This window comes from Microbacterium sp. HD4P20, from assembly GCF_019449275.2.
Taxonomy (GTDB): Bacteria; Actinomycetota; Actinomycetes; order Actinomycetales; family Microbacteriaceae; genus Microbacterium.
In genome coordinates this window covers 1-13,550 of the sequence record NZ_JAHZQZ020000008.1, presented here as the reverse complement: position 1 = coordinate 13,550, position 13,550 = coordinate 1, and the positions used below count along the sequence as shown (strand labels likewise).

The window sequence follows — 13,550 nt, the reverse complement described above, 5'->3', positions numbered from 1 at the left end:
TGTGGTTGTCGTCGTTACCAGGTGCGTCGCTCGGACGTGCCCCAGCCGTCGATCGTGACCCAGACCTCGGCGCCGGGGTCACCGAAGTAGCAGCCGATCTGCGTCTGACCGTTGGCCTTGAGCGAACGCACCGACCCGCCCGCGAATGGCGTGCCACCGTATGGGCCGGTCGCGTTGCAGTGGACGCGGTAGTCGCCCGCCGGGAAGTTCTGCGTGTTCACCACGAAGTACGCGCACGCCGCCGACGTGCAGTTCGGCTGGCCCTGGGCAGACTGTCCTCGACTGACCCAGACTCTGGGTTGGGGCGGCGCGGCCGTGCGGTCGGAAGCTCTCGCGACCTCGGAAACCTGGTCCTCGGTGTCGTACGCACGCACCTGGATCGTTCCCGTGAAGTTGTACCCGTGGTCGATGGTGCGGCTGCCCTCACGCCCGACGTTCTGCCAGCCGTTGCCGTTGATGTTGATCTGCATGACCTGGATGCCGCGGCCGTTGTCCGCCGGCGCAGACCACGAGTACACGATCGACGTGCCGCTCGCGCGCGCATTGGCGCCGGGGGTGCGCACCGGCCCGTACGGGATCGCCTGGTTCGAGGGCGCCGACTCGGCGCCGTTGTACCGCACGCCGTCCATGGCGGTGTAAGCCCGCAGCCGCACCGTGTAGGTCTGTCCGTTGTTGAGCCCGCCGATGGTGTTGTTGCCCGGGAGCGCCTGCCACTGGGCGCCGTTGAGCGAGAACTCGTAGCGCAGCTCCTCGGCGTTCGCCCCGTTGCCGGGCGCGGCGTTGTAGCTGACCACGATCGCGCTGTTTCCGCTCGGGGTAGAAGCCTGCACGTTCGTCGGCGCGCCCGGCGCGACGAAGGCGCGGCGGGGCGACGACGGCGCGCTGTCGGCGCCCCAGCCGGCCTTGTTGCGCGCGGCGACGGTGAACGTGTAGTCGGTGGTCGACGCGTCGATCGCGAGCGCCTGCGAGGTCTGACCGCCGGGGATCCCGGTGATCGTGTCCAAGACGGATCCGCCGCGGATCACGTTGAGGCGGTACTCGGCGATCGCATCGCCGTTGTTCGCCGGAGCGCCCCACGACACGCGCATCTGCGCCTGCGATCCGACCGGGTCGAGCCTTTCGACGGACGGTGCGGCCGCGGCATCCGGTGCGCGTGCCGGAATCTCGCTCGCCGACCAGCCGCTCCAGCTCGACGGCTCGGGCGCGCGGTTGTGGGCCTGCACGCGGACCTGGTAGGCGGTGCCGTTCTCGAGCCCGTCCCACACGAGCGCGTTGCCTGTGATCGCGGTCTTCTGCGCGATGCCGGACGGCGGGGCCGGCGAGATCTCGAGAGTGAACGTCTCGACGGGCGAGCCGGGGGTCGTCGGAGTCACCCACGCGACCTGCAGGCTGCGGTCGCCGAAGACGAGTGTCGGCGGCTGCGGTGTGTCAGGACGCGCGTCCGGACGCGCCGTCTCGGACGGTGCCGACGGCTCGGACGGACCGACCCGGTTCTCGGCGACGACCGTGAAGTTGTACTCGACGTTGTTCGTCAGGCCGTCGAGCGTGCACGTCGTCGCGAGACAGACCTTCTCGTAGCCGCCCGCCGTCGAGGTCACGAGGTAGCGCTCGATCTCGGCGCCGTTGTTCGCCGGCGGGCTCCACGACAGCACGACGGTGCGGTCCTGCACGCTCGACACGGTCGGGGTTCCGGGAGCATCGGGCTTGCCCTGCACGGTCAGGCGGATGCGGCCCTCGACCTCGCGATCGGGGTCGTTCGTGGCATCCTGCACGCGATAGCGCACGACCATGGTCCCGAAGAACGTCTCGCTCGGCGTGACCCGCACCTCACTGCCCGCCACGTCCACGTCGCCCTGCCCGGTCTCGACGAGGGCCGTCGTGATCTCGAGCGGTGTCTCGGGGAACGGGTTGACGTCGTTGGCGAGCACCGGCACGGTCACCGTCCTGCCCTGCGGAGCCTCTTCGACGATGTCGTCGTTCGCCGTCGGCAGCTCGCGCGTCGACGCCGTCACGCGCACGTTCACGACGCCCTCGACCGGTTCGGTCGTGCCGTCGTCGATGCGCAGCCGGATGGTGGCCGCCGATCCCTTCGGCGTACCGGCGTCCGCGCTCACACGCAGCTCCTGGCCGTCGACCGAGGCCGACATGCCGTCCGGCGAGCCGCCGACGATCTCGTAACGCATGTCTTCCAGGTCTTCGGGATCGGGATCGGTCGTGAGGCCGAGCAGATCGAGGACAGCGGGGTCCTCGCCCGGAGCGACGTCCATCTGCCCGCCGGTGAACGTGGGCTGCTGGTTCTCGGGCGGCAGCACGGTGATAGGCAGCGTGAGCGTCGCCTTGCGGCCCTCGGGATCATCGGGCCCCGTGCCGTCGGTGACCTCGAACGTGATGGCGTCGGGGCCGAAGTATCCCTGCGCCGACGTGTAGACCAGCGTGGTCTGGTCCTTCACGAGCGATGCGCCGTCGCTGTGCGCTGCGGTCACCTTCGCGGCCTCGGTGACGACGACCTTGGCGTCGCCGACGGCGCGGACGTGGTCGGCCAGCGCGATCTCGACGGTCTCGCCGCTGGCGACCTCGACCGGGTCGGTGGAGACGAGGCTGGGCGGCAGCGACGACAGCGCCGGGACGTGGATGAACGCGGATGCCGCGTTCCCGTCCTGATCGGTGATCGTGTACGTGATCAGCCGGTCCGCGTCACCCAGGGTGATGCTGACCGTGCCGTCGGCGCGCACGCGCGCACCCGCGTCGGAGACCGTCACGTCGAGGTCCTCGAGCGTGCCGTCCGGATCCTCGTCGTTGGCGAGGACCTCGAGCTCGACGGTGTCTTCCTCGACATCCTGCGCGCGCACGTAGTCATCGCGTGCGATCGGTGCCAGCAACGGCACATCCTCCGACACGGTGATCTGCACGACCGCTTTCGCCTGGGCGCCTCGGGCATCGCGGATCGTGTACTGCAGCGACGTCTCGGTCGGCTCGGACGGCGAGGTCACGGTGACCCGGTTGCCGTCGACCTTCGCCGACAGCCCCTCGACGTCGGGCAGGATGAGGCCGTTCTTGAGCACCCAGTACTCGTCGCCGTCGGGATCGGAATCGTTCTCGAGCACCGGGACTGCGACGCGGCGATCGGGTCGCATCACGACGGCGTCCTTGACGGCGTACGGCGCCTGGTTGATGCCTTCGGCGGGCGCGATGCCCACGCGGATGGACGCTGTCGCCTCGGCGCCCAGACGATCGCGCACGCGATAGGTGAAAGCATCCACTCCGGCGGTGTCGTCGAATGCCTCGTAGATCATGTAGTCCGAGCCGGTCTCGACGATCCGGCCCTTCTCGGGCGACGAGGCGATGCCCACGAGCCGCACCGAGTCGCCGTCGGCGTCGATTCCGTCCAACGGCACGGTGATGCGTACCCGGCTGCCACCGAGGACGCGCGAGGTGAGGTCACGAGGGCGCGGCGCCGCGTTCGTCTCGGCGTTGACCGGGAGCACCTGGATCGTGATGTAGCCGGCGTCCTTCTGACCCGTGCTGTCGACGACCTCGTATGTCGCGTACACGGTCCCCGGTTCCTCCGACGCGCGGAAGCGCACCGTGTCCTGCGATACGAAGATCTCGCCCTTCTCGAGCTCGGGCAGCGGATCCACGAGCTCGGGAGCGACATGGATCGCATCGTTGTTCGGGTGGTAGTCGTTGTCGAGCACCGGGATGTTCACGACGTCGCCCGCGCGCACCACGACCTGATCGTCGTTGGCCACCGGTGGGCGAAGCTGCGACGGCGCGGGGATGGGGATGACGATCACGTCGCCCTCGGCCGAGTGCGAGCCGTTCGAGATGCGGTACGAGATGCGCACCTGCTCCGACAGTGCCGCCTGGTCGCTGATGCGCAGCGTCTCGTGATTGAGGACGGCCACAGCGATGCCGGAGTTGGGCTCGACGGTCACTGACTGGATGACGAGGATGCCGCCCGAGGGGTCGGAGTCGTTCGTCAAGGCATTGACGAGCACTTCGCCGCCGCTCGGCAGGAGCGCGACGTCGCGCACCGCCACCGGCGGGATGTTCGTCTCGCCCTCGGCGAGCACGTCCACCCGCACGATCCCGGGGACGGCGTTGGCGCCGGCCGCAACCAGGTACTGGACGTAGTAGGTGCCCGGCGTCGGCGACGTGAACGTGAACGTCTTGTTGGCGTAGTCCGGGGCCAGTTCCGCGCCCGGCACCGGGTCGACGCGGGTCAGGCGCAGCGGCTCGCGGCCCGAGCTGGTGTCGTTGGCGAGGGGCGAGACCGTTGCGGTCTGGCCGACGCGCACCGCCACGTAGTCGGCGTTCGTGATGGGAACGGTCGAACCCACCGGCCGCACGTCGAAGCGTACGGTCCCCGTGGACGCTTCCATGCCGTCCGACACGACGATCTCGACGTCTTTGCGCCCCTGCACGCCGCCCACCGCACGGTAGGTGATGCGTCCGTCCGACGTGAAGTCGGCCTCGTCGCCCTCGGCAGGCACGACCCCGCTCAGGAATACGTCGTCGCCGTCGGGGTCGATCCAGTCGGGCAGCACGTTGTAGGTGACCGTGCCGCCCGATTCGACGGTGACCGTCGTGACGCGCTTCTGCGTCGGCGGCGCGTTCGCGTCCCAGCCACGGACGGTCAGTGACGCGGTCGCCGTATCGGTGCCGCCGCGGCCGTCCGAGATCTCGTAGGTGAAGGATGTCGCGCCCGAGGCATCCTCCGGGATGGCGATCTGCAGCGCACGGCCGTTGTCGATCGACTGCACGTCGCCGATCGAGGGGCCCTCGTTCACGACCTGCGCCGTGAGCACATCGCCGTCGGGGTCGCTGTCGTTGTCGAGGAGCGGCAGGATCGTGGTCCGCCCTGGACGCACTCCCAGGTCGTCGTCGGTGGCGATGGGAGGGGTGTTGATCTCGGAGCGTTCGGGGGTGGTCGTCTCGACCGTCTCCTCGGTGGTCTCCTCGTTCTCTTCTGTGGCTTCTTCGGGCGGAGTGATCTCCTCCCAGTTGTCCACGCGCTGCAGGCTCTCCGAGGCCAGCCAGGTCGCACCGCCGACGATGTCGTTGAGCACGATGACGTCACGGTTGACGCGGAACTTCAGCACCGAAGTAGCGTCCACGCCGTCGATGTCGCTCGTCAGGTCATCGTCGTCGCCCAGGCAATCGCGCACGAAGCGCGCCGATCCGCTCCAGGCACCGTAGGCGCACCCCTCCAGCCACACCGGCGCGGCCGGCGAGCCTTCGGATCCCGCGTCGATGACCTTGGGGTCGGCGCCGTCGAAGGGCACCCGAACGAGCGCCCCGTCGGTCGCAATGGTGAAGCCCTCCGCCGCGGCCGACGGCTGCTGAAGGACACCGCTGCGCGCGCCGTCGACGGTGAACGACCGGCCGTCCGCGTAGGCCGTTCCGGTGGACGCGTCGAGCACGACGGGGCGATCGCCGACGGCGGTGATCGACAGCTCCGCGTCGCCGGGAAGATCTCCGAGCCCTGTTCGCACCGGTTCACCCGGGGCGCCGTCCTCCTGCAGCCGCACGGTGACGACCTCGCTCGTCTCGGCCGACACCGCGTGAACCACGCCGTCGAGGCCGACCGCGACATCCGATCCTTCGCCGACATTCGCGGCGGGATCGGTGCCCTCGATCTGGAAGGATCCGACGCCGGCAGCCTCAACGACCCACAGGTCGCCGGAGTCCTGGTCGAGGATGGCCACCGTCGAGCCTCCCAGCTCGACCTTCGCGCCGCCGGGGACGTTCGCGGCTTCGGCCAGCGACACCATCGCGGGGTCGACGACCGCGACGCTCGAGCCCGCCTCATCGACGACCAGCACGTTCTCACCCGATTGGAGGATGTCGTACTCGTCACTCGCGGCGCGGAGCCCGCCGTCGAGCACCTGCGACTCGTGGTTGAAGTGGCCCACCAGGAGGGCCGACTTCTTCGTCACCCACACGCCGCCGTCGTGCAGGTCGACTTCGGTCGTGGGGAGGCCCTGATAGACGAACGCCAGCGTCGTGATCGTCACGGCCGCCGCCGTCACCGCACCGGCGGACGCGAGGGTGCGTGGCCGAGCACGAAGCCACGCGAAAGACCTCATGGACCTCGACCTCCTGGGGCGTCGTCGTTCGTCGTCAGGGCGGCGGCGCCTGAGGCCTCAGGCACGCACAAGAGAAGGGGAGCGCTCCAGCCTAACCCGACCGACTGCGCGCGCCAGGCGAGGAGGACCGCCAGGGAGATGGTATGCGCTCAGCAGGCGCGATGCCCATGGGGACATTCCCCCATGGGCATCGGGCGACTCCGCCGATCGGCGCCGCGGCTCAGCCCGCGACGTACTCCCGCAGGTGGTGCGCGGTCAGGGTCTCTCCGTCCGCGATGAGGTCGGCCGGCGTCCCCTGGAAGACGATCTCGCCGCCGTCGTGCCCGGCGCCGGGCCCGAGGTCGATGATCCAGTCGGCGTGCGCCATGACCGCCTGATGATGCTCGATCACGATGACGCTGTTGCCCGCCTCCACCAGGCGGTCCAGCATCCCGAGCATGTTCTCGACGTCGGCGAGATGCAGGCCGGTCGTCGGCTCGTCGAGCACGTAGATCGCACCCTTCTTCGCCATCGAGATCGCGAGCTTGAGCCGCTGCCGCTCGCCGCCCGAGAGGGTGTTGAGCGCCTGGCCGAGCGTGATGTAGCCGATGCCGACGTCGATCATGCGCGCGAGCGTCGTGTGCGCGGGACCCTTCGTGAAGAAGACGGATGCCTCGTCCGCCGACATCGCCAGCACCTCGGCGATGTTCTTGCCCTCGAGCCGGTATTCGAGCACCTCGTCACTGAAGCCGGTGCCGTCGCACACCTCGCACAGCGTCTCGACGCTCTGCGTGAAGCCGAGGTTCGTGATGATGACGCCGAGTCCCTTGCAGGCGATGCACGCCCCGTCGGAGTTGGCGCTGAACAGGCCCGGCTTGACGCCGTTGGCCTTCGCGAACGCCGAGCGGATCGTGTCGAGCAGGCCGGTGTAGGTCGCCGGACTCGACCGTCGCGAGCCCTTGATCGGCGCCTGGTCGACCACGACCACATCGTCGAAGGCGGGCACGTTGCCGTGGATGAGCGAGGACTTGCCCGAGCCGGCGACGCCCGTGACGACCGTGAGGATGCCGAGGGGGATGTCGACGTCGACGTCGCGCAGGTTGTGCTGCGTCGCACCGCGGATCTCGAGCGCCCCCTTGGGCGAGCGCGTCGAGGGCTTGATCCGTGCGCGGTCGTCGAGGTGCCGCCCCGTGATCGTGCCCGAGGTCCGCAGGCCCGCCACGTCACCGGTGTACTGGATCTCACCTCCGGCGCGTCCCGCGCCCGGCCCCAGGTCGACGATGTAGTCGGCGATCTCGATGACCTCGGGCTTGTGCTCGACGACGAGCACCGTGTTGCCCTTGTCGCGCAGCTGCTGCAGCAGGTCGTTCATGCGCTGGATGTCGTGCGGGTGCAGGCCCGCCGTCGGTTCGTCGAACACGTAGGTGACGTCGGTGAGCGCCGACCCCAGGTGCCGGATCATCTTGGTGCGCTGCGCCTCGCCGCCCGAGAGGGTGCCGGCGGCGCGGTCCAGCGAAAGGTAGCCGAGCCCGATGTCGATGAATGATCCGATCGTCTTGCGCAGGCCCGCCATCAGCGGCGCCACCGCGGGGTCGTCGACCGTGGCGAGCCACTCCGCGAGATCGGTGATCTGCATGGCCGCGGCATCCGCGATGCTCACGCCGTCGATCTTGGACGACCGCGCGCCCTCGTTCAGGCGTGTGCCGCCACAGTCTGGGCACGGCATGAACTTGACGGCCCGCTCGACGAACGCCCGGATGTGGGGCTGCAGCGAGTCGCGGTCCTTCTGCAGCATCCCCTTCGTGATCTTGGGCACGAGACCTTCGTAGGTCATGTTGATGCCGGCCATCTTGACCTTGGTCGGCTCCTTGTAGAGGAAGTCCGCGCGCTCCTGCTCGGTGTAGTCCTGGATGGGCTTGTGCGGGTCGACGAAGCCCGACTCGGTGAATCCCTTCACCATCCAGCCGTCGACGTTGTAGCCCGGGATCGTCAGCGCGCCATCCGCCAGCGACTTGGTCTTGTCGTAGAGCTCGTCCAGGTCGATGTCGCTGACCTCGCCGAGGCCCTCGCAGTGCGGGCACATGCCGCCGGTGATCTCGAACGTGCGGTGCTCGGGCTTGCCCTTCTCGGCGCCGCGCTCCACCGTGATCGCGCCGCTGCCCTTGACCGACGGGATGTTGAACGAGAACGCCTGGGGCGAGCCGACATGCGGCACGCCGATGCGGCTGAACAGCATCCGCAGCATCGCGTGCGCATCGGTCGCCGTGCCGACCGTCGAACGCGAGTTGGAGCCCATGCGCTCCTGGTCGACGATGATCGCCGGGCTGACATTCTCGAGGCCGTCGACCTCGGGGCGGTTGAGCTGCCCCATGAACTGCTGCACGAACGTCGGGTACGTCTCGTTGATGAGCCGCTGCGACTCGTTGGCGATCGTGGCGAAGACGAGCGACGACTTGCCCGAGCCACTGACGCCGGTGAAGACGCTCAGGCGACGCTTGGGGATCTCGACCGAGACGTTCTTCAGGTTGTTCTCGCGTGCTCCGACCACCCGGATGACGGAGTGGGTGTCGGCGATGTGAGGCTCAGGCATGCGCATCAGTCTGCCGCGTGATGCGGACATCCCGCTTCCTGAATTCTGCTCGATGCCCCCTCGGCTCAGGCGGCGTCGGCGGCCTCGGCCGGCTCGATCGCGAAGTTGTCTCGGAAGACGCAGGTCGGATCGTACGCCGCCTTGATCGCGCGCAGCCGCTGCAGCGTCGCCGGTGGGAACGCCTCGGCGATGCGCTCGGGCCGCAGCGACGAGTCGAAGCTCAGGTACATGCCCGCCGTGTGCTCGGCCAGGGCCCGCCACTGCGCGTCCAGACGTTCGGCATCCGAGCCGAGCGCGACGACGGAGAAGTTCGCCGACCGATGAGCGTAGGCGGTGGCATCCTCGGCGACATCCGACACCGCGCCGCCGACGGCGCGCAGCTGGAAGAAGGGGATGGCGCCGGATGCCAGCATCCCGGCCGCCGCCGCAGCGAAGGCGGGCGTGACGTGCTCGATCAGGCCCGACCGGGAATGCGGCTCGCCCGAGCCGTGCTGCGGACCGAGATCGGCGTTCGCCATGACCTGCGCGTACGCGGTGAGCTGCACGGACTGCTGGACGAGCGGCGCGAGCTCGGCGAAGGGCTGCAGGCGCGAGATGATCGTGTCGGGATCATCGGAGTCGACGAGGCCGTACAGCTGGACGACCTGCGGCTGCCCCGGCCGCGGACCGCCCGCGAGGAGGAACACCGTGAGATCGCGCGGCGCGGACTCGACGACCCTGCCGTACCCCTCGAGGAAGGCCGCCATGTCGTCGACCTGGAACGCGAGCTGCGCCCACCCGACCTGACCGACCTCGTCCACCTCGAACTCGAACGACGTCACGATGCCGACGTTGGCGCCGGCGCCGCGGATCGCCCAGAACAGATCGGCGCGGGTCGAGGCATCCGTCCTCACGATCGAGCCGTCGGCGAGTACGACCTCGGCCGCCCGCAGGTGGTCGATCGTCAGGCCGTGCTCGCGCGCGAGGAACCCGATGCCCCCGGCCGTCGCGAGCCCGCCGACGCCGACCCCGCCGTAGTCGCCCGACGTGAGCGCCCAGCCGCGTTCGCCGAGCACCGCGGCGACTTCGGCCCACCGCGCGCCGGGGCCGATGCGCACCAGCCGTCGCTCCTCGTCGAGCACCTCGATCGCGTTGAGCCGCCGCAGGTCGATCACGATGCCGCCGTCGTTCGTGCTGCGGCCGCTGATCCCGTGCCCGCCGCTGCGCACCGAGAGCGGAATGTCGGGATGCCGGCGCGCGAACGCGACCGCTTCGGCCACCTGCGCGGTCGTCTCGGGCTGCAGCACGACGCCCGGCGCTCCACCGCGCATGTAGGTCGCGCGCACGTCGCCGTACTCGAAGTCGCCGGGCTCGATCGCGCGGAGGCCCGCGGGCACGTCGTCGTACGCGATGCCCGCGCGTCGTGCCGACAGCGCCGCCGACGAACGCTGTGGTGCCTGCTGCGTGCCGCGAGCGCCGCGCTCCTTCGCGACGAGCTCGCGCGTGGCGGGGGCCACCTCCTCGCCGAAGAACCGCAGCAGCCGCGGGTCATCGGCGGCGATGATGAACGTGCCGATGCCGTCCTCGCTGGCCAGTCGTGCGAGGTGCTCGGCGAACTCCGCCGGATCGGCGGAAAGCTGACCGATGTTGAGCAGCCGGCGGATCTCACGCGGGTCGCGCCCGACGGACGCCGCGGCCTCGTCGATCGCGGCATTGCCCTTCTGCAGATCACCGGGCTGCAGGTAGCCGAGCGACGGCAGCCAACCGTCGCCCTTGCGCCCCGTCAGGGCGAGCATGCGCGGTTTGTAGGCACCGATCAGGAGCGGGATGTCGTGGGCCGGGCGCGGTCCGCGCTTGGCGCCGTGCACCCGGTGGTAGCGGCCGTCGGTGAAGACGCCGCCGCGCTGGTCGGTGCGCCACAACTCGCGGATGAGGTCGATGGCCTCCTCGAGCGCGTTCACCGCCTGACCCGGGGTCAGGCGCGTGCCGCCCATCGCCTCGATCGCGTCCCAGAAGCCGCCAGCGCCGAGGCCGAGATCGAAGCGACCGCCCGAGAGAAGGTCGAGGCTGGCTGCGGCTCGCGCCACGACGGCCGGCGGGCGCAGCGGCACGTTGAGCACGTTCGGCGCGATGCGGATGCGATCGGTCCGGGCCGCGACGAACGACATGAGCGTCCACGTGTCGAGGAACGCCGGCTGGTAGGGATGGTCCTGGAAGGTGACGAGATCGAGACCGGATGCCTCGGCCAGCTGCGCCAGCTCGACCGGAGTCTGCGGGTCGGCGGCGGCCGGCGTGATGAACGCACCGAACTCGAGTGGGTGTCCGTAATCCATGTGTGCCTCCGGCTCATGGAACCACCGGGGCACACCGTTCATTCCTCTGCGCACACCGCGGCGAGCGTCGTCCGCCAACGGGCGGGCGCCGACCCCGCAGCGCCCCGCCGGCTGGATTCCGGCGGGGCGCTGCGAGTGTGTCCGAGGAGAGACTCCTGGGTGTCGGGGGCGGAGCTGGTCTCCTGGTTACATCGTGTGGTCCCGGTTCTCCCCCGCCACCGTGATCGACCGACGTCGACGGCTGATCACGAGCGCCGCTCCACCCGCGAGCAGGAGGAAGATGCTGCTGAGCACGATCGACGCGGACAGGGTGCCGCCGGTGACGGCCAGGGGTGGTGGCGGTGCGGGCACGTCGTGCTGGGTGGTGCACACGCCCTCGGGGTCACAGATCGCCCGTTCGTCGGGACTGGTCACCACGTTGCGCAACTGCGCCGGGCCGGCGGCGGTCACATCCACCGAGTAGGTGATCGTGGCAGTCTGCCCCACCGCGAGATCACCCGTCCAGGTCAGGGTGTTCCCCGCCCGGGCCACGGTGCCGCTGCTGGCGGCCGCGTCACCGTTCCAGGTCGCATCATCCAGCACCCCCGACAGGTCGTCGGTGACCACCGCGTCGGTGACCGCACCCTCACCACGCTGGGTGACGGTGACCGTGTACGTCACCGTGTCACCGGCACGCACGGTGGCCCCGGATGCCGGGTCCGCGGTCTTGGCGTAGACATACCCGCCGGTCTTGTGGATGGTGCGGCACTCCTCGGTGCCATCCTCCGCCGTCACACAATCGCCGGCTTCGGACGGCGTGGTCACGACATTGGCGAGGGTGGTGTTACCAGCCCCGGTCACCGTCACCGAATAGGTGATCGTCACCTCATCACCCGGCGCCAGGTCACCGGCCCACGACAGCGTCGGTCCCTCGACGGTCGCCGTACCGGCAGTGGCCGCGACATCCCCGTTGTAGGACGCGTCATCCAGGACGTCCGTCAGGTCATCCACCACGGATGCCGCGACCCCGGCGGGACCGACCTGCGTGACGGTGACCGTGTAGGTGATGGTGTCACCGGCCTGCACGTCACTGTTGTGGATCGGGTCGGCCATCTTCGCGTAGGTGAACCGGCCCGTCTCATGCGTGGTCGTGCACTCCGGGTTCCCGTCCGCCGCCGGCACACACTCACCGTCCTCACCCGGCAACACCACGTTGGTCAGTGTCATGTCACCCTCACCGGTCACCGTCACCGTGTAGGTGACCGTCACCGCCGCACCCACCGCAAGATCACCGGACCATTCGATGGTCTCAGCATCCGCGTCGAACGAGGCCTCGCCCGCACTGGCGACCAGGGTGTCGTCCCAGGTCGCATCATCCAGCACCGCCGACAGATCATCATCGAACGACGCATCCGTCACCGCCCCCGGACCACGCTGCGCGACCGTCACGGTGTAGGTGATGGTCTCACCCACCGCGACATCGCTGCCGGGTGCGGCGACCGAGGTCTTGGCCACCGTGTAGTCACCGGTCAGGTGGGTCGTGGTGCAACCCGCCTCGTCGAGGCAGCCGTCGCTGGTGACCACGTTGGCCAGGCTCATATCACCCGCACCGGTCACCGTGACCGAATACGTCACCGTCACCACGGCATCCACCGCCAGATCACCCGACCACGACACCGTCGGCTCCGCGTAATCCGCCGACCCGCCACTTTCGGCCAGGTCATCGTTCCAGGTCGCGTCATCCAGCACCGCCGTCAGGTCATCGGCGAACGACGCATCCTCCACCGGCCCCGCACCGATCTGCGACACCGTCACGGTGTACTCGATGACCTCCCCGACCTGCACATCGCTGCCCGAGGCGGGGTCAGAGGTCTTCACCGTCTCGTAACGACCGGTCTGATGCTCGGTCTCACAATCAGCAGCCGCCTCACAACCCGGAGACTGCACCGTGTTCCCGATCAACGTGTCACCAGCAGCGGTCACCGTCACCGAATACGTCACCGTCGCCACATCACCCGGACCCAGATCACCCGTCCACGAGATCACCCCATCGACATACGTGAACGTCCCGTCCGAGGCGACGATGTCATCGTTGAACGTCGCATCATCCAACACCCCGGTGAGGTCGTCGTTGAAGAACTGCGCCACCACACGACCCTGACCCGACTGCGTCACCGTCACCGTGTACTCGATCACATCACCAACCTGCACATCGGAACCCGACGCCGGATCCGACGTCTTCACCGTCGTGTAGGAGGCCGTGTAATGCTCGGTCTCACACACCTCCACCGACGCACAGCCATCACTGGTTACGACATTGTGCAGGTGGGTGTCACCCTCACCCGTGACCGTGACGGAGTACGTGATCGTCACGACCTCGTCCACCGCCAGATCACCCGACCACGACAACACCTGCGTGGCCGCATCGAAACCGACCGTGCCAGCCGACGCGGTCAGCTCGTCGTCCCAGGTGGCATCATCCAGCACATCGCTCAGGTCATCGACCAGCGACGCACCCTCGTACTCGGCCTCACCCACCTGCGACACCGTCACGGTGTACTCGATCGTGCCACCCTCATCGACATTCGACCCATCAGCCGG

The 13,550-nt window shown here is 69.1% G+C and carries 3 protein-coding genes and 1 pseudogene; all 4 read right to left on the bottom strand.

Annotation, left to right across the window (positions count from 1 at the left end; genetic code table 11):
- Positions 1-14: 14 nt before the first annotated feature.
- Positions 15-6,089 (bottom strand): Ig-like domain-containing protein, encoded by a 6,075-nt coding sequence (locus K0817_RS01860; RefSeq protein WP_219979670.1) that lies wholly within the window; start codon positions 6,087-6,089, stop codon positions 15-17.
- A gap of 220 nt (positions 6,090-6,309) precedes the next feature.
- On the bottom strand, positions 6,310-8,658 hold the full coding sequence (locus tag K0817_RS01855) for an excinuclease ABC subunit UvrA (protein ID WP_219979669.1): 2,349 nt from the start codon (positions 8,656-8,658) through the stop codon (positions 6,310-6,312).
- 65 nt (positions 8,659-8,723) lie between these two features.
- The gene (locus K0817_RS01850) at positions 8,724-10,970 is read right to left on the bottom strand and encodes an LLM class flavin-dependent oxidoreductase (protein ID WP_219979668.1); all 2,247 of its coding nucleotides are present in this window, start codon (positions 10,968-10,970) and stop codon (positions 8,724-8,726) included.
- Between the two features lie 186 nt (positions 10,971-11,156).
- A pseudogene (locus K0817_RS01845) lies at positions 11,157-13,550 on the bottom strand (DUF11 domain-containing protein); the annotation flags it as partial.

Excerpts from the sequence above, each read along its gene's own strand:
- K0817_RS01860 (WP_219979670.1), bottom strand. The coding sequence starts at position 6,089 with ATGAGGTCTTTCGCGTGGCTTCGTGCTCGGCCACGCACCCTCGCGTCC.
- K0817_RS01855 (WP_219979669.1), bottom strand. The coding sequence starts at position 8,658 with ATGCCTGAGCCTCACATCGCCGACACCCACTCCGTCATCCGGGTGGTC.
- K0817_RS01850 (WP_219979668.1), bottom strand. The coding sequence starts at position 10,970 with ATGGATTACGGACACCCACTCGAGTTCGGTGCGTTCATCACGCCGGCC.